The sequence below is a fragment of the Ammoniphilus resinae genome (genome assembly GCF_017873965.1).
Classification (GTDB): Bacteria; Bacillota; Bacilli; order Aneurinibacillales; family RAOX-1; genus Ammoniphilus_A; species Ammoniphilus_A resinae.
Map to the genome: position 1 here is coordinate 14,712 of NZ_JAGGKT010000014.1, position 18,656 is coordinate 33,367.

Here is an 18,656-nt window from a genome sequence, read left to right on the forward strand (position 1 = left end):
GGAGAATAAGATATGGCCTTAACGATGATTGGCGGTTTGCTAGCCTTGGTTATTTTTGGAATGCCAATTGGATTTGCACTTGCAGTAATTGGCCTCATTCTACTGTTGATCGCAGGCACGGTCCCACTTAATATTATTCCTGTTGTGGTCACAGAAGGGGCGAATAATTTTCCCTTGCTTGCCATTCCATTATTTATGGTTGCTGGGGAATTGATGAATGCTTGTGATCTTTCTAGAAGATTAATAAATTTTGCTTCTAGTTTAATCGGTTTTGTAAGAGGAGGCTTAGCCCATGTGACCGTTGTTACCTCGATGTTCTTCGCTGAGATTTCCGGATCCGCTGTTGCCGACGCGGCAGCCTTAGGTAGTGTCATTATTCCAGAGATGAAGAAAAAGGGGTATCCGGCAGGATTTGCAGCTGCCCTCGTATCATGTGCCTCAACGATGGCGATTTTGATCCCTCCGAGTATTTCCATGATTTTGTACGGGGTAATTGCCCAGGTAAACGTAGCCAAGATGTTTATGGCAGGGATCATTCCTGGTCTGATGGTTGGGATATCCTTGATGGTTTTGTCCTATATATTTGCGGTCAAGAAGGGATTCCAAGTAGAAACAAAGTTTTCTCCTAAAAATGTGTGGGTTTCATTTAAAGAGGCTTTCTGGGCATTAAGTTTGCCGATCGTTATTTTGGGAGGGATTCTTGGCGGGATCTTCACCCCAACAGAAGCGGCAGCAGCAGCTGTTGTAACTGCATTATTTGTAGGTATGGTCATCTATAGAAAATTGACTTTTAAAGAATTGCCACATGTAATGTTAGAGGCAGCGAAGCAAACCGCGATCGTTATGTTCATCATTGCGACCTCAGCACTTGTCGGATGGTTTTTGACCAACGAGCAGATACCGCAAGCGTTGGCAGAATCTATTATGTCCGTAACGCAAAATAAATGGCTTATTCTGGCTTTGTTTAACATTTTATTCCTAATTGTTGGAATGGTCCTTCATGCCTCAGCTGCGATCATCATGCTTGTTCCGATCTTAATGCCTTTGGTTCACGAGGTTGGCATTGATCCGATCCACTTTGGGATTGTTTTGACTATGAATCTAGGAATCGGTCAGCAGACACCGCCTGTTGCTTCCGTGCTACTGACAACATGTTCAGTGGGAAATGTAACATTGATGCAAGTATTGCCTTATTTAAAATATTTCCTTGCTGCAATGCTTCTAGTACTTGCGCTTATAACCTATATTCCATGGCTAAGTTTGGTTGTACCTGATATAATAGGAATGAGTAATTAGAATAGGAGGAAAATGATGAATTATTCGTATGAGGGAAAGAAACCAAAGCTTGATGAAACTGTATACGTTGCACCAGGAGCACAGTTGATTGGGGATATTGTTGCCGGAAAAGAATCTAGTATTTGGTTTAATACTGTACTTCGCGGTGATAACGCTACTATAACGATAGGTGAAAGAGTTAATATCCAAGATGGATCAATCTGTCATGTTGATCCGGGTATGCCCCTTACTCTCGAAGATGATGTTTCGGTAGGGCATCAGGTTATTCTTCACGGTTGCACAGTAAGAAAGGGTGCTCTTATTGGAATGGGAGCTACCATCCTTAACAATGCTGAAATAGGAGAGTATGCGTTGGTTGCAGCGGGTTCACTGGTGTCCGAAGGGAAGAAAATTCCCCCTCGTACACTTGTAATGGGTGTACCGGCGAAGGTTGTGCGTGAACTTACGGAAAAGGATTTAGAAATGTTAAAGTCAACGACTAGACATTACGCGGAAAAAGGAAAAAAATATATTGCCGAAGAAATTTTTTAAAAAAAGCTGCAGCTTAATTTAAGCTGCAGCTTTTTTTTAAGTGCGAATCACCCGATAAAGCTTCGTCGGCCGGCCCTGGCTTGAATACTTTAAATCTAAAATAATTTCATTAATTTCAGCGAGGTATTCTAGGTACTTCCGCGTAGTAATCCGTGATAACTGCACGTAATTGGAAATATCTTGTGCGGAAAGGGGCTGATCGGAACCTTGCAGGGTTTCGCGAATAAGATTAAGAGTTATTGGGTCAATTCCTTTCGGTAATGATTCTTCTTCTTCCTTTTCCTTTTCCTTTTCTTTTTCTTTATCCGCAAAAGATTGAAGGGAATCAATTCCCCTTTGATTTAACGGCTGCATGGTACGAAACATTGTGTAACGTTTCTTATATATAAGCAGGGCGTTATGTAAGCGGTTAAAATCATAGGGTTTCAAAATAAAATCAACAACCCCAAGACGCATTGCTTCTTCAACAATTTCCGGTGAATCAGCAGCTGTTATCATAATGACGTCACATTTGATTCCAGCAGCTCGAATTTTTCTAAGCAACTCCACTCCATTGAAAGATGGCATGTATACATCCAATAAGAGCAGGTCAACGGGTTCTTCCTCTAAGATATGTAATGCGTCAGTACCGTTCCTAGCTACTCCGGCAAGCTGAAAGGAATCTATCTTTTCCAAAAACTTACGATTAATGTTCAATACCATAGGGTCATCTTCAACGATTAGTGTACGTATTAACATAATCTCCCCCCTTAATTCTATCTATTAGCTTGATTTTTTAAGATGTTTTGGTAGTCGGACAACAAAGGTTGAGCCTTCCCCAACAATTGAATGAACGTCTATTTTACCTTTTGCCACTTGTTTAACTTGATTCATAATGAGATGAAGACCATAGCCTCTATCCATTCCCTTTGAAGAGAAACCTTTTTGGAATATACCTGGTAATAGTTCTTCAGGGATGCCAGGTCCATTGTCTTCTACGATTACAATAATTTCGTTTGGCTTATCTAGGAAAGTTACATTAATTTCTCCGCCGCCTTCATTTAAGGCTTCCATTGCATTTTCAAGCAGATTCCCCAGAACAAGGACCAACATTTCACTAGGTATTTCTTTGGGGAGCGGATTAAGGTGACTTGCCGGGTCGATCGTAATTTTAATATTTAATTCTTCTGCCTGTTGAATTTTCCCTAGAAGCAATCCCGATGTTTTGGGGTCTCGAACATGGCGATTAAGAAATTGTAGAAGTTTTTGTTGTTTACCGGTTGTTTGGATAATATATTGTTTTGCTTCCTCATATTCTTGTAGTTCTAATAAACCTGATAGTGTTTGTAGTTTGTTCATAAACTCGTGGGTTTTGGCCCGAAGTCCGTCCACATATTTTTTAACACCAGTTAGTTCCTCGGCAAGCTCGCGGATATCTGTCATGTCACGAAAGGTAGCAACCGCCCCGAAAGACACCGAATTCACCTTAATTGGTGTACGATTCGTAAGTATGGGAATTCCGTTTACTACAATTTTAATATCTTTCTCTGATTCCTCTGTCATAATGACTCGCGGAAGCGCGGAATCCTCTATGACTTCAGTAATCTTTTTGCCTACGGGATTTTCTGTAATTGAAAGCATGTTTCTTGCGGCCTGGTTAACAAGCGTAATACGGGCATTCCGGTCAACTGCTATGACTCCCTCACGCAACGACTCTAACATCGCTTCCCGTTCTTGAAACAGCTTGGCAATTTCGTCGGGTTCAAGACCATGTAGAATTGCCTTAATCTTTCTGGCGAGGAGAATAGATGCAAGAATTCCGAAACTTAAAGCGATGATCAGCCAAAATAAAAGAGGGTTCACATATTGCTTGGCAATGGTAAAAATGTTTTTTTCAAACATTCCAACAACAACAACCCCCAATTGTTCATTAAGTACGGGATCAATAACCGGGACAAAGGCGCGAATGGAGGGGCCTGATACTCCCACTGCTTTTGAAATATATTCTTCTCCTTTTAGTGCGGGGGCTTCATCGCCACCTGTGATGGTCTTTCCTATAAGATCCTGATTGGGGTGGGTGTAGCGAATACCTTGATTATTAATAACGACAATAAATTTTGCATGTGTTCTTTGCTGAAGTACTTCTACGATTGGCTGCAGCGTGAAGGATGGATTATTGCTCTTCAGTCCTTCCCGTACTGCTGGCATCAAAGCGATGAAGTGGGCAATTTCCATGGCGTTGTTGCCGACCTCATATTCAACCGACTTAATGACAATTTGTTTGAATGAAAAACCAATAATTAATAGGATTAGAATAATTACGAAAATGAAGATCACTGAAATCCTCAGCTGTAAGGACGGATGTAAAAACCTATTGCTTAGCATAAGCCCCTCCAAACTGTTTTTGTAACTTAAATCTATTAAAGATAAGTAATTTTCTATGGAGAAAATTAAGACTCTTATTTATAATCAAAACATACACTAGAATGGGTGATAAATCAAGAAAGTTATGAGGAGGGATCGACTTGAATCAAAAAACGAAACCGGTTATGGGCTTGCTTCATGGCGAGGCTACGGGAATTGGGTCTGAATTAGTAGCAAGAGCTTTGCAAGAAAAGGAAGTACGAGAATTAGCAACATGGGTGCTAATTGGGGATGAACGAGTGTTTCAGTTAGGTGAAAAAATTGCCGGAGCCCCCATCGGCTATCAAAAGGTAGAGAGCTTCGATGAAATAGACCTAACCCAAGACGCGGTATGGTTGATTGATAAGCCAAGCATAGACCCGAATGACATTGAACTTGGAAAACTATCGGCAGAATCAGGACGAGCTACCGGAGAAACATTAACTTTTGCTGTACGATTGGCACAGGATAATAAGTTGGATGGTGTTGTCTACGCACCTCTAAATAAAGATGCCCTTTACAAAGGTGGATTCCGCTTCCAAGATGACATTCATTTGCTAGCATCCCTCTTCGGATACGAATCTGGATTTGGAGAAGTGAATGTGATGGAGAACCTTTGGGTTACACGAGCTACTTCTCACATTCCTATAAAAGATGTGGCAGAAAAGATTACGAAAGAGAGAGTGTTGGAAGTTATTCAATTTGCCAATGGAGTTTTGCGGAAAGCAGGATTTTCTAATCCTAGAATTGCTGTTGCCGCACTTAATCCACATGCGGGTGATGGTGGGCTAATCGGTAGGGAAGAAATTGAAGAGATTACGCCTGCTGTGAAGATCGCGCAAGAACAAGGATTAAATGTAGAAGGTCCCTATCCGGCAGATACGATTTTTCTTCGCTTAAAGAACAACCCCTTTGATTGTTTCCTGGCTATGTATCATGACCAGGCCCAAACCGGCATGAAACTGATGGGGTTCCACAAAGGGGTAACGGTTAGTGCAGGGTTGCCTGTCGTTCTAACGACACCGGCTCATGGAACGGCATTCGATATAGCTGGAAAAGGATCGGCCAATCCGGGAGCAATGACCCACGCAATGAAATTAGCCGTCAGACTAGCAACATTGTAATTGTTCTAAAAATTGCTATAATTAAAACAAGAGGTTAAAAGAGTTGTATAAAAAATTATGGTTATCAAATAGGAGGTGGATTTCATGCTTCCATTGGAAGGCATGCGTGTCTTAGATATGACACAAATTATGGCGGGCCCTTACTGCACCATGGTGTTAGGTGACCTTGGAGCCGATGTAATGAAGATTGAAAGAATCCCTGGCGGCGATGACACAAGGCGAATGGGGCCTTTTGTTGAAAATGAAAGTGTCAGCTTTATGATGATTAATCGAAATAAGAAGAGTTTGACTTTAAATCTAAAAACTGAAAAAGGAAAACAAATTTTCTATGAACTAGCAAAAAAAGCAGATGTAATCGTAGAGAATTATAAACCCGGGGTTGTAAAGTCTCTAGGTATTGATTATGAAACAATCGAGGCTATGAATCCGGGAATTATTTATTGTTCTGTATCTGGATATGGACAAACAGGACCCTATAGCCATAAGGGCGGATTTGACATTATGGCCCAGGGGATGACAGGACTAATGAGCATGACAGGTGAGCCTGGCGGGCGGCCAGTGAAGGCTGGCATTGCCATGAATGATATCTCTGCCGGTGTAACAGCTCTATATTCCATTTTGGCAGCGTATGTTCATAAAATGAAAACAGGGGTTGGGCAATATATTGATGTTTCCCTGGTAGAATCAGGATTGGCCTGGAGTGTCTGGGAATCCGCAGCCTATTTTGGCGCGGGTGAAGTGCCAACCGCGACTGGATCACGACATCGGATGAATGCCCCTTATCAGGCTTATAAAACAAAAGACGGCTATGTATTGGTGGGTGGCGCAAACCAGAGAAATTGGGAGAAATTCTGTAAAGGTGTTGTGGAAAAACCGGAATGGATCGATGATCCTCGTTTTCTCACAACGGTAGAACGGGTGAAGAATGTCGAAGAACTAGAACAGTGTATAGAAGAAATCTTTATTCATGAAACGACCGCATATTGGGTTAATAAATTAGATCAGGCTGAGGTCCCAGGTGGACCGATAAATACCTATGATCAAACACTTAATGATCCCCATATTTTGGCTCGAGGAATGGTTCAAGAATTTGAGCACCCGCGAGCAGGGAAGATGAAGACCCTTGGCATTCCTGCAAAATTGTCCAAAACCCCGGGGCAAATCCGAATGGCTGCACCGATGCTTGGACAGCATGCGGAAAAAATTCTAAGCGAAGATTTAGGGTACACACCGGAAGAAATACAACAACTTCGTGAAAATGGTGTCATTTAATTAGACTGATTATTTAAATTGGATTTTATTATTTTTTAATTATCAATAATCAATAAACCAAGTGAATCAAAAAGGAGGAACTATGGGAGCGCTTGACGGATTAAAGATATTAGATTTGTCGCAAATTTTGGCTGGACCCTATTGTACGATGGTTCTTGGGGATCTTGGGGCAGAGGTAATTAAGCTGGAAAAGTTGAATGGCGGTGATGATACCCGTCAGATGGGACCGTTCGTTAATGGGGAATCAACATCATTCTTTCAGATCAATCGGAATAAGAAGAGTATTACTGTAAATTTAAAGACAGATGAGGGAAAAGAAGTTTTCTACCGATTGGCGAAAGAAGTGGATGTGATCGTAGAAAATTATCGACCTGGTGTTGCTGCATCCTTAAAAATCGGCTATGAGGATATCAAGAAGATCAATCCGGGAATTATCTACTGTTCTATTTCCGGATACGGTCAAACAGGGCCGTATTCTCATAAGGGCGGGTTTGATTTAGTTGCCCAAGGAATGTCAAGTCTTATGAGCATCACGGGAGAAAAAGGGGGGCGTCCATTAAAGTCAGGTGTAGCGGTTTATGATATTGGAGCGGGAATCACTGCTGCCTACGCAATTTTGGCTGCCTATGTTCATAAGCTAAAAACAGGAAATGGCCAGCATGTGGACCTATCCTTGGCAGAAATAGGATTACCGTGGTTTGCCTGGGAAGCCGCGGCATATTTTGCAAACGGGACCATTCCCACAGCAACTGGGCATCGTCACCGGGCACTTGCACCATACCAAGCATTTAGAACAAAGAGCTCCTATTTCATGTTAGGGTGTGGCAATCAGCGCAATTGGGAGAAGTTTTGTATAGAAGTCATTGATCGTCCGGGATGGATCCGTGATCCAAGGTTTATTGATAATAAAATGCGCATAGAAAATATAGAGATTTTAGAGAAAGAAATTGAGAGTATTCTGATCGAACATGACACTAAGTATTGGACAGAACGGTGTGAAAAAGCCGGCGTTCCTGCTGGTCCAATTAACAACTTCGATGAAGCGATGAATGATCCACATTATTTAGCACGTGACATGGTACAAGAAGTGGACCATCCTGTGATAGGGAAGATGAAGATGATCGGGATTCCAACCAAGCTATCTGAAACACCAGGTGAGATCCGATCCGCATCCCCTGTATTGGGGCAACATACCCTGGAAGTCCTTAGGTCGCTTGGTTACACGGAAGAAGAAATTAATCAATTAGAGGGAAACAAGGTAATAAGTAAAGCTAATGTCAACGAAACACTATGATCATAAACAAAAGGGGGCCTTTGGGTCCTCTTTGTTTTATAGAATAAACTTTACAATTCAAAAAATAATGCGTTAATAAACTATTGACATTCGACAAAAAACATCATATATTTTTAATATAATCTGATATACCAAACATCATATTTGAAGTTTTAAGGAGAACATCATGGCAATTAAGAGAATTGAACCGGGAGAGATTAAGTCTTTACGGGATATTGTGCTGGAGTCTTTAAGAGATGCGATCATTAGTGGGGAGCTAAAGCCTGGTGAACATCTCAAAGAAAGAGATTTGGCCGGGCAAATGGGGATTAGTACCACACCGATCAAGGAGGCACTAAGGATTCTCGGTCATGAAGGTTTGGTTGAAACAGTGCCTAGGAGAGGGACCTTCGTTTCTACAATGGTTGATTCATCTGTGGAAGAATTATTGATGCTTAAAGCATCCCTTGAAGGTTTATCAGCGAGACTAGCAGCTATGAAGATGTCTGAGGAGGAAATGGAAGACCTTCGCAGGCAAATTCAATTGATGGAAAAGCTCTCCTGTGCCAAGGAAGAGAAACGAGAACAGTTAACGGAAGAAAATGAGAATTTCCATGTGATGATCCGTGCGGGGGCAAAGAATTCAATCATTACTCAAATGATTATGAATGTCGTTGCCTATGATCAGGCCATTCGTAAAAGAGCATTGCAATTCAACGTCGAAGTTGAGGAAGGGTTCAGCGAACATCGGCAAATTTATGAGGCCATTCAGGAAAGAAATGCGGAGTTGGCTGAACAAAGAATGAAGAATCATATTATGAGAACGGCTGAAAATGTTTTAAAAAATTTAAAAAATAGATAGTTGCTTTTTGCTTTGAAGGAGGTGAACGTTGGGCAAAAAGTGGAAGCGGTTGCAAGGAATATTTGATAGGAATATTTATATCAAACAGAAGGGGGATTAGAACAATGAAAAAACTATCCGGAGTTATTCTAGCTACTATTTTAACATTTTCGGCAGCATTGGTTGGTTGTGGTTCACAGCCTGCAGAACAAACATCTGCACAACAACCTGCAGCGCAGCAGGAGAAAAAAGAAGAAAAGAAAGAAGAAAATAAGGATTTTCCTAAATTTGTGAAGATTGCAGGGGCAACAAGTGGCGGTACATACTTCCTAATGGCCAATGCCATGTCCCAATTATTAAATGAGAAAATCCCTGGAATTAATGCTACAGCTCAATCAACAGCTGGTTCTCCAAAAATCTTGGAATTGCTTGACACGAACGGTGGAGAACTTGGTGTTGCCCAAGCAGGTGTAGCAGATGAAGCCTTCAATGGTAAGGGTCAGTTTGAAGGGAAAGCGATGAAGAATATCTCACAGGTTGCCTTCATGTATCCAAATGTTATGCAATTAGTGGTGAGAAAAGACGCTGGAATTAAGACCCCGGCTGACTTGAAGGGTAAAGCGGTAGCTGTAGGGGCTGTAGGAAGCGCTACGGAAATCAACTCCAAGGATTTGTTTGTAGGGGCTGGCTTTAATTACCCAGATGATATTACCCCGGAATATACGAGTGAATCCCAATCAGCAGACTTACTAAAAAACAAGCAAGTAGTTGCGGGGAACATGATTGCTTCGTTAGGCTCGTCCGCAATGTTGGATATTATGAGTACGGGGGAATTTGAAGTTTTGCCAATTCCTGAGGACATGATTAAGAAACTTCATGACGAAGTAAATGTTGCTTACTTCCCATATGAAATCCCAGCCAACACATATCCAAACCAAACAGAACCGATTAAAACCTACGCTGTAGCAAACTGGTTGCACGCGCGTGCTGATGTTTCGGAAGATTTTATTTATGAAGTGGTGAAGCAATTATATGAAAACCACGATTACTTAGTTAATGCACATAAAGTAATGGAAAACATGACTCTTGAGACCGCTTTAAATGGACAAACCATTCCGTTACATCCAGGTGCTGTGAAATACTTTAAGGAACAGGGGATTGAGGTAAAACAATAGACCCGATCACTGAACTAGATATTGAAAAAGAGGACCTTACTATTCGTAGTAAGGTCCTATCAAAACTCTGTATATAAAGATAGATCACGTAATAGACCTCGAATTGAAAGAAGGTGTTTCTAATGAGCATGAGAGAAAATAACAGCAAAGAGGATGCAGTTGTAGAAGAAAAACCTTTGGGTACTGTTGACGTTGAAGAGATTGCGAAGAAGTTTGACGTCGAATCCAGATATCGAAATCTGACAGGAAAAATTGGTTTAATGGTTGCCTGGATTGCTGTTGCTATGTCGGTATTCCACCTTATTACTGCCGGGCTTATCCCAATGGTAACAAGTAAACACCGAGCGATCCACCTTGCTTTTGGACTTGTCCTCATCTTCTTAATGTATCCGGCAAGAAAAAAATCGGATCAGAGTAAACCAACCATTTTTGATTATTTATTGGCCATCCTTGGTGCAGTGGGTGCCGGATACTTGGCTGTTATGTTTGATAGCATAGCACAAAGAGGAATGTCATCTACAACGATGGACTTAGCCATGGGATTACTTACTATGGTGATCATATTGGAAGCCGCACGCCGTTCGATTGGTAAAGAGCTTCCTATTTTATCTTTAATTTTTCTTGCTTACGCTTATTTAGGACCTTACTTACCCGGACCTCTCGCTCATCGTGGATATTCCATAAAAACATTAATTGAACAAATGTATCTTGGAAGTGAAGGGATTTTCGGGATTGCATTAGGTGTTTCTGCTAGTTATATCTTCTTATTTATACTGTTTGGCGCATTTTTAAATGGTACAGGAATGTCTGCTTTTTTTACAAACGGATCGATGGCTTTGGCTGGCCATAAGCCAGGAGGACCAGCGAAAGTTGCTATTCTAGCCAGTGGATCACTGGGGATGATTAATGGAAGTGCGGTAGCGAACGTGGCTACGACGGGAGTGTTTACAATTCCTCTGATGCACAGCGTTGGTTACAGAAAATCGTTTGCCTCGGGTGTGGAGGCAGTAGCTTCGACTGGTGGACAAATTATGCCACCGATTATGGGTACAGCCGCATTCATTATGGCGGAATTTCTTGGAATTCCCTATTCTGAAGTAGTTATTGCAGCAATCATTCCTGCTGCGCTCTATTATGTAGCTCTTTGGTTTATGGTTCATTATGAAGCGATGAAGTCAGGGTTAAGAGGTATTCCAAAGGATCAGCTTCCTGATTTCAAAAAATTATTTGTTCAAAGGGCACACTTACTGCTTCCTATTTTTCTCCTAATGTATATGCTGTTTGATGGGTATACACCTGTATATGCTGCTTTCTACTCGATTATCTCCACTTATGTGATTAGTTTCTTGCGTAAAGATACAAGAATGGATTTAAAAACCTTGTTCCAAACACTAGAAAGTGGTGCAAAAGGTGCGATAGGTATAGTAGCGGCTACGGCGGTAGTAGGGTACATTGTAGGTGTCGTTTCACTTACAGGAATTGGATTGCAGTTAGCTAATATGATTCTGGTTGCATCGAATGGTATTTTGTTCCTAACCCTATTTATGACGATGGTTGCATGTATTATTTTGGGGATGGGCCTTCCTACCTCAGCATGTTATATCGTGGGAGCAACAGTTGCTGCACCAGCTCTTACTCAACTGGGAATTGAACCCATTACAGCGCATATGTTTGTTTTGTATTTTGCTTGTCTTTCAGCGATTACTCCTCCTGTTGCACTTGCTGCTTATGCCGGTGCAGGGATTTCCGGCTCCAATCCTTCGAAGGTGGGATGGATTGCATTTCGATTAGGGATTACCGGGTTCTTGGTTCCTTTTATCTTTGTTTATTCACCAGGCCTTCTGTTGCAAAATCCGAATTATTTGGTTGTTGGATGGGCCATTATTACAGCAATGGTCGGGGTGTTTGCGCTAGGTACTTCTGTTGTCGGGTTCTGGCGTGACAATTTGAACATGGTAGAAAGAATCTTGCTCTTTGCCGCTGCGATCCTGATGATCAAGAGTGGAATTAAAACGGATGCGGCTGGTATAGCAATTCTGGCACTTGTTTTATTCCTTCAATTAAAAAGATTAAAAGGATCTGCTTCGTTTGCAAAGAATGCATCCGAAGATACGACACGTGCAACTTAAATTTATTATCAAGTTAAATGAGCGGGATGAATACTTCCATCCCGCTTCACACAAACATATATTTAGTTAGAAGACAAGGGAGTGAGAGAGTTTGAATGGAGTAAAGGTGACGGCAACTGAGTTAAAAGGACTTAGCAGTGCGATCCTCGCTAAATCCCTTCCACAAGAAGAAGCAACAATCATTGCAGAGACATTGGTTGATGCTGACCTATGCGGGGTTAATTCACATGGGGTATCGCGCATCGCAGATTATTTGAGACGATTGGAAGATGGACTGATTGAAAGAAAAACAGAACTTACCGTTGTTCATGAAACAGCTACGACGGCTTTGCTTGATGCCGCTAATGGGTGGGGACAAGTAGCTTCATATAGAGCGATGAATACTGCCATTGATAAGGCTATTGAATATGGAACTGGTTTTGTAGGGGTCAAGGGCTCCAACCATAATGGGATTGCTGCTTACTATACACGATTGGCAGCTGAACGTGGATGTATTGGAATCGCAATGACGAATACATCTGCTACAATGGTTCCTTGGGGGGCGAAAGAACCTTCTTTGGGAACAAACCCGATCTCAATTGCTGTTCCGGTTGGGCCAGGGAAGGATCCGGTTGTGTTGGATATGGCAACAAGTAATGTTGCCCGTGGGAAAATTATTTTAGCGCAAAAGAAAGGGCAAACCATTCCTGAAGGATGGGCTATTACGAAGGATGGTGAAAATACAACGGATCCAAATCTAGCGATCGAAGGATATATGCTTCCTATGGGACCGAAAGGATCAGGATTGGCAATTATCGTAGATATCCTTTCCGGTGTATTAACTGGTGCCTTGTTCGGAAAACAAGTCCCACGTATGTATGAGGATCCTATACCACAGCAAATTGGGCATTTCTTTGGTGCCATTCAGGTTGGAGGATTTATCGATCCTTCTTTATTCTATGAGAGAATGGAAAAAAAGGTGGATGAAACGATTACTAGTGAACCAATAAAGGGCTTTGATAGAGTCTACATGCCCGGGGAAATCGAATTAACTAGGAAAAGAAAACAAGAGGTGGAAGGAATTCAACTGCCTATAGAAATTTATCAAGAATTGAAAAAAACAGCAGAAAAATATAGCGTAAATATAGATGATTTTATAAAGACTTAATAGTATAATATATTTAGTGATATATCAGATATCAATATAGTTAACATGAAATTACTTACTTGAAAAAAGTGAGTTTAGGAGGAAAATGGATGGCTGTTAATTACCGCGAGTTTGCCAAACGTTTCGAAACGATTTCGGCGATTAGTATGACCCCGTTCTTCCCAGATACAAAGGAAATTGATTGGGATGGCGTGAAAGAAAATATTAATTTTCTGCTTGATCATGGTGCCCAAGTGATTGTTCCATGCGGAAATACAAGTGAATTTTATGCTTTGACACTAGCTGAGGCAAAGGAAGAAATTCGTAGGGTTGTAGAATGGGTTGACGGAAGAGCACTTGTCTTGGCGGGGATTGGGTATTCAGCTGAAACAGCTATAGAACTTGGGAAGTACGCCCAGGAGGTTGGAGCAGATGCTGTAATGATCCACCAACCGATACAGCCGTATGTAACAGATCGCGGAGCAGTTTCCTACTTTAAGAAGATCATTGAATCTCTTGATATCCCATCTGTCCTGTATTTCAAAGACCCTCATCTGAGTGATCAGGTATTAAAAGAGCTGGCTTCTTTAGAAAAGCTTGTGGCAGTAAAGTATGCAATTAATGATCTGCCGCGTTTTGCCAAAGTGACTCGCGACATTCCGGCCGACGAATATAATCTCACATGGGTCTGCGGAACAGCAGAGAAATGGGCACCCTTCTATTTTCATGCTGGTGCAAAGGGATTCACATCTGGTTTAATTAACGTATATCCAGAAAAATCCTTTGAGATGCTGCTGGGACTCCAACAGGGGGATACCGAAGCGGTTTGGCGAGTATGGGAAGAAACATTGGAATTTGAGAATCTACGCGGTAAGTACAATAACGGAAATAACGTTGTTGTTGTAAAGGAAGCCATGAACCAGATTGGATTGACAGCGGGAGTTACCCGCGAACCTGTTGATCCGCTTGATGAAGGAGATAAGCAGGCGGTGACACAACTGCTTCAAAAATGGGGTTTACTGAAAGTTCAAGTTTAATCGGTGAAAACCAAAAATGAGGAGGAATATGTAATGAAGATGACGGCAGCAAAAGCAATTGTCGAGGTAATGGCTCAGGAAGGTGTAACAAAGGCGTTTTGTGTTCCAGGAGAAAGTTATTTAAGTGTAATGAACGAGTTGTATGAACATCCGCAAATTGAATTGATCCATGGACGTCATGAAGGTGGTGTTTCCTTTATGGCAGAGGGATACGCAAAGGCCAGTGGAAAAGTAGGCGTATGCTTTGCAACACGTGGACCTGGAGCAACGAATCTATCAATCGGGTTACATACCGCGAACCAGGATTCAACACCATTGGTTGCTTTCATTGGTCAAGTAGAAAGAGAATTTTTGGGCCGTGAAGGATTCCAGGAGATTGACCTTGCTGCTTATTTCAGCCATTTAGTGAAATGGACTGTTGAACTAGATAATGCATCCCGTGTACCGGAACTCGTTCATCGCGCATTCCACATGGCAAGGTCTGGCAGACCAGGACCTGTTTTGGTTTCCTTGCCCCAGGATGTATTAGATGAAGTAGCTGAAATGTCGTTCCAGGATGCTGTGGTTTATTCCGCTCCACGTCCAGACCGCGAGGCTGTTTTGGAAGCGAAGAAATTATTGGAATCTGCGCAAAGACCTGTCATTATTGCAGGAGGCGGGGTGACTGGGACAAAATCGGCACCTGAATTAGTAGCCTTGTCGGAAAGGCTTAATGTTCCTGTAACTGTATCATTCCGGCGTTTTGACGCTTTTCCTAACCAACATCCGCATTATGCCGGACACGTGGGGATCGGACCAGCAGAGAGCCTTCTAAAACTTATTAAAGAGGCTGATGTTGTTTTGGCCATCGGAACCAGATTTTCTCAAATTACATCCCAGGATTACACCTTGTTAAATCCAAAATCAAAGTTAATCCATGTTGATATTTCCCAAGATGAACTGAACAAAGTCTATCGCCCTGCTCTTGGGATAGTAGCTGATTCAAAACGCTTTATGCAAGATTTAATGTCAGAATTGGATGCAGATAATACGTACCCAGAGCGGACAGCGTATGTCCAGCAGGCACATCAAAACTATCTAGCAACAGCTACGCCTCAGAGAAAGAATGTGGAAGGGTTTGTTTCACTAGATAATATGATCATTGATTTAATGGAACAATTACCTTCCGATGCAATCCTAACTAGTGATGCGGGTAATTTCTTTGGCTGGATGGCACGCTATTACAGCTTCCGTGAAGAGGGAACCTTCGTAGGGCCTACATCCGGAGCAATGGGTTATGGACTTCCTGCCGCCATTGGTGCAAAGGTAGCCAAGCCGGAGCGTACGGTTGTTTCCTTCTCAGGTGATGGAGGCTTCATGATGACGATGCAGGAATTGGAGACAGCAGTACGTCACCAAATTCCGGTGATTGCGATCGTTGCTAACAATAACCGGTTTGGAACGATACGTATGCACCAGGAGAAGATCTTCCCCGACAGAGTAATTGCAACAGAGCTTTCTAATCCAAACTTTGGAGAGTTCATGAGGAATGTGGGGGGGCATGGTGAAGTCGTACAAAAGAGTGAGGATTTCCCTGCTGCCCTACAGAGAGCAATCGCTTCCGGAAAGCCTGCTGTCATTGAAGTAATGATTGACCCTAACCAAATTACAGCAACAAAAACAGTCGATGAGCTGCGTGGTGCTGTGGTTAAAAATTGAATAATTCGCTATAATCAGGGTGATCAATCATCATATTTAAAGGATGGGAAAAGATATGATTAAAAAAGTTGAACACGTAGCCATTATGGTAAAAGACATGGATGAGGCGATTGCCTATTATTCGGAAATGTTTGGTTTTAAGCTTCGCGATCGCGGTCAAAGTCCAACAAAGGATATGGCTTTTATCTATCATGAGAATCAACCGGGATTTGAAATTGAATTAATTCAAGACCTTGTTCCGTTAGGTGATTACTCCGATAAGGGGATTGTCAATCACTTGGCTTTCACTGTGGATGATATTGAAAAAGCCATGGCTTACTATGGAGAGAAGGGAATTCAATTCACTACCGAAACTCCGAACACAGGGGTTGGCGGTTCAAAAACGCTCTTCTTTTATGGACCAAGTCGGGAATTGCTGCAATTTGTCCAACCAGCAAAAAGATAATAGAATCTCTTGAAGGGAAGGCCAACCTTGTGTTGGTCTTTTCTTGAAAAAAGAAAGTCGATGGAGTGGAGGGATTATCCATGCAAGTGCAGCCGAGATTGCTTCACAGTGCGAAGGAGAAAGCGGCGGTAAAAAGTTGGTTAATTCTTGCCATGTGTTTCGCCTATTTAATCTACTTTTTCTCGTCCTCCTATTATTTTCAGATCTTTTTAACCGTATTAAGCATAGTCGTATTTTTTACCAGTTTGACTTCCGCTAAGCCTGCTCCACGGGTCTTAGGGTTTATCATGATGCTTGTCGGCGTGATCTTGAATTTTATTAAGGGTAGTGGTGTGGAGGGAACCATGGATGGAATTCTATCCAATCTTCCATTATTAACCCTTGTCATTCTAGTTCCACTAATCTCCATTCCATTCAAGATCGGAGGATTTTTTCATTCCGTTCATTATTTTTTGGAGATCCTGGCGCAGGATTCAAGAAAAATGTTCGGTAGCATTACGGTATTTCTTTTTTGTATGGGTCCAATTCTTAACATTGGGTCGATTCGCGTCTTGCACGAGATGATTCAGGATTTAAAATTACGTTCAATTCTTCTAGCTAAAGCGTATTTGGTCGGTTTCTCAACGGTTATCCTTTGGTCGCCGTATTTTGCCTCCGTGGCTATGGTCCTTTATTATCTGGACTTATCTGTCACCGAGTATTTGCCTTATGGTTTGACTTTGGCTTTTATCCAACTTCTTGTAGGAAATGGGCTCTTTCAAATCTGGTACCGAAACCATAAAGAAGAGGCAAATAGCAAATCAGATCAAGAAGCAACCAATCCAAAGCAGATCGACATTCACCAAAACAAGATTCATCGTAAGAAGATGATGAAATTATTTCTGATTGTCGTTGGGCTATTCTGTTCCATTTTTCTAATCGAACATTTGACGAAATGGCCAATGCTTGTCCTGGTCAGTTTAACTTCCCTTTTGTTTCCGCTTCTATGGGGTCTATTTCAAAGGGAGTGGGGGGAAATGAGGTATTATTTTGGGTTGTTTAGGGATTTTTCTGTTCCAACCATGAATAATGAAATTGTCATGTTTATCGGTGCCGGAGTGTTCGGGAAGGCGCTAGTGGGAACCACCATCGCGGATGGTATTCAAGTTTTCCTCAATCAAGTGGCTGGTACTTCATTTATGCTCTTTATTTACACCGTTTTACTCATCCTTCTGGTTTTTACTTTTATTGGACTCCATCAAATTGTGGTTGTCACGGTGTTGCTGACACAATTTGATCCAGTTGCTCTTGGTACAACACCACAGGTGTTAGCGTTACTCTTAATGGTAGGTTGGTCGATGTCAGCCGTTCTAAGTCCTGTAAACCCGTTGAATTTGCTTGTTAGCTCTTCTGTGAATGAGCCTTCCCTAGCAGTTGGGATGAAATGGAATGGCGTCTATCTATTTTCCATGTTTGTCATAGGATCCTTGTTCATTTATTTCTTGCATTGAGGATTAGATTGACTGTTGGACTTCTTCTCTACTAATATATGTTTTAAACAGTCTAGCGGTATAAGGGGTAGTGGGAATCCATAGAGAGAACTCTCCCCTTGGAAAAGGAGTCATACTCAATGGCGTTAAAACCAATTAAAAAAAGGCGACTATTTGAAGAAATTATTGTTGCAATTGAGCAATACATTCGTGAAGAAAATATACAGCCCGGCGAAAGACTGCCGTCGGAAAATGAATTAGCCGCCATCTTCAATGTGAGTAAAACGGCAGTAAGGGAAGCAATGAGCGTACTGAATGCAAACGGGATTATTGAAACACGCCCAGGTGCTGGGATCTTCCTTAAGGATATTCATGGTGAAACGATTGTAAATCGGGTCACTGTGAACTTAATGGAGAAGGGGCAACTGCAAGAGATCCTTGAGTTTCGCCGAGGACTTGAAGTTGAGGCTACTGCCTTAGCCACCTTACGCGGAACGGAAGAGGATTTTCAGGAGATTAAAAAGGCGCATGAAAATCTGGTTACTGCTAACAGAGAAGGAAGGATTGGTGTGCGTGAGGATTATCTTTTTCATTACTCGATCATTCTTGCTTCCCATAACTCCATTTATAAAGATGTTTTTGATGCTGTCTCTGAAAAGCTAGAGGAAGGAATTCGAATTAGTAAGATGCAATCCATGCAGATACCGGGTCGATTCACGCAGGGTTATAAAGAGCATGAGGAGATTATTAACAGCTTGCTTTTGCGAGATCCTGAATTAGCCTCCAAGGCAATGCGAAACCACCTCGTACGAAATGAGCAGAAAATTTGGAGTAACTTTAACAGATTATAGTTGTGGT

General features: G+C 41.9%; 16 protein-coding genes. 14 read left to right on the top strand and 2 right to left on the bottom strand.

Annotated elements, in window-relative coordinates; genetic code table 11:
- Positions 1–12: 12 nt before the first annotated feature.
- The gene (locus tag J2Z37_RS18955) at positions 13–1,296 is read left to right on the top strand and encodes a TRAP transporter large permease (protein ID WP_209811881.1); all 1,284 of its coding nucleotides are present in this window, start codon (positions 13–15) and stop codon (positions 1,294–1,296) included.
- 15 nt (positions 1,297–1,311) lie between these two features.
- Positions 1,312–1,827, top strand: coding sequence for a gamma carbonic anhydrase family protein (locus J2Z37_RS18960; RefSeq protein ID WP_209811882.1), 516 nt, complete (start codon positions 1,312–1,314; stop codon positions 1,825–1,827).
- Between the two features lie 36 nt (positions 1,828–1,863).
- Here J2Z37_RS18960 and J2Z37_RS18965 read toward each other — a convergent pair whose 3' ends face one another.
- Complete coding sequence (locus J2Z37_RS18965) at positions 1,864–2,565, bottom strand: response regulator (protein WP_209811883.1); 702 nt, start codon at positions 2,563–2,565, stop codon at positions 1,864–1,866.
- A 24-nt stretch (positions 2,566–2,589) separates the two neighbouring features.
- Complete coding sequence (locus tag J2Z37_RS18970) at positions 2,590–4,191, bottom strand: ATP-binding protein (RefSeq protein ID WP_209811884.1); 1,602 nt, start codon at positions 4,189–4,191, stop codon at positions 2,590–2,592.
- A 140-nt stretch (positions 4,192–4,331) separates the two neighbouring features.
- On the opposite strand from J2Z37_RS18970, the gene J2Z37_RS18975 reads away from it, so the two are divergent.
- The 12 genes from J2Z37_RS18975 (at position 4,332) to J2Z37_RS19030 (ending at position 18,649) form a co-directional block, all read left to right on the top strand.
- A complete protein-coding gene (locus tag J2Z37_RS18975) occupies positions 4,332–5,333 on the top strand; it encodes a PdxA family dehydrogenase (protein WP_209811885.1) in 1,002 nt (333 codons plus the stop codon).
- 84 nt (positions 5,334–5,417) lie between these two features.
- Positions 5,418–6,605 carry a CaiB/BaiF CoA transferase family protein gene (locus tag J2Z37_RS18980; protein ID WP_209811886.1) on the top strand — a complete coding sequence of 396 codons (1,188 nt, stop codon included), beginning with the start codon at positions 5,418–5,420 and terminating at the stop codon, positions 6,603–6,605.
- 82 nt (positions 6,606–6,687) lie between these two features.
- A complete protein-coding gene (locus J2Z37_RS18985) occupies positions 6,688–7,899 on the top strand; it encodes a CaiB/BaiF CoA transferase family protein (RefSeq protein ID WP_209811887.1) in 1,212 nt (403 codons plus the stop codon).
- Positions 7,900–8,065: 166 nt separating this feature from the next.
- The gene (locus J2Z37_RS18990; RefSeq protein ID WP_209811888.1) at positions 8,066–8,740 is read left to right on the top strand and encodes a GntR family transcriptional regulator; all 675 of its coding nucleotides are present in this window, start codon (positions 8,066–8,068) and stop codon (positions 8,738–8,740) included.
- Positions 8,741–8,844: 104 nt separating this feature from the next.
- Positions 8,845–9,894, top strand: a complete 1,050-nt coding sequence (locus J2Z37_RS18995) for a TAXI family TRAP transporter solute-binding subunit (RefSeq protein ID WP_209811889.1) — start codon at positions 8,845–8,847, stop codon at positions 9,892–9,894.
- 122 nt (positions 9,895–10,016) lie between these two features.
- A complete protein-coding gene (locus tag J2Z37_RS19000; protein WP_209811890.1) occupies positions 10,017–12,023 on the top strand; it encodes a TRAP transporter permease in 2,007 nt (668 codons plus the stop codon).
- A 91-nt stretch (positions 12,024–12,114) separates the two neighbouring features.
- Positions 12,115–13,170, top strand: a complete 1,056-nt coding sequence (locus tag J2Z37_RS19005; protein ID WP_209811891.1) for an Ldh family oxidoreductase — start codon at positions 12,115–12,117, stop codon at positions 13,168–13,170.
- 89 nt (positions 13,171–13,259) lie between these two features.
- Positions 13,260–14,186, top strand: a complete 927-nt coding sequence (locus J2Z37_RS19010) for a dihydrodipicolinate synthase family protein (RefSeq protein WP_209811892.1) — start codon at positions 13,260–13,262, stop codon at positions 14,184–14,186.
- Positions 14,187–14,219: 33 nt separating this feature from the next.
- Positions 14,220–15,884, top strand: a complete 1,665-nt coding sequence (locus tag J2Z37_RS19015) for a thiamine pyrophosphate-dependent enzyme (RefSeq protein ID WP_209811893.1) — start codon at positions 14,220–14,222, stop codon at positions 15,882–15,884.
- Between the two features lie 55 nt (positions 15,885–15,939).
- Positions 15,940–16,329, top strand: coding sequence for a VOC family protein (locus J2Z37_RS19020; protein WP_209811894.1), 390 nt, complete (start codon positions 15,940–15,942; stop codon positions 16,327–16,329).
- Between the two features lie 80 nt (positions 16,330–16,409).
- On the top strand, positions 16,410–17,819 hold the full coding sequence (locus J2Z37_RS19025; protein ID WP_209811895.1) for a hypothetical protein: 1,410 nt from the start codon (positions 16,410–16,412) through the stop codon (positions 17,817–17,819).
- Positions 17,820–17,938: 119 nt separating this feature from the next.
- On the top strand, positions 17,939–18,649 hold the full coding sequence (locus J2Z37_RS19030; RefSeq protein WP_209811896.1) for a FadR/GntR family transcriptional regulator: 711 nt from the start codon (positions 17,939–17,941) through the stop codon (positions 18,647–18,649).
- Positions 18,650–18,656: the final 7 nt, after the last annotated feature.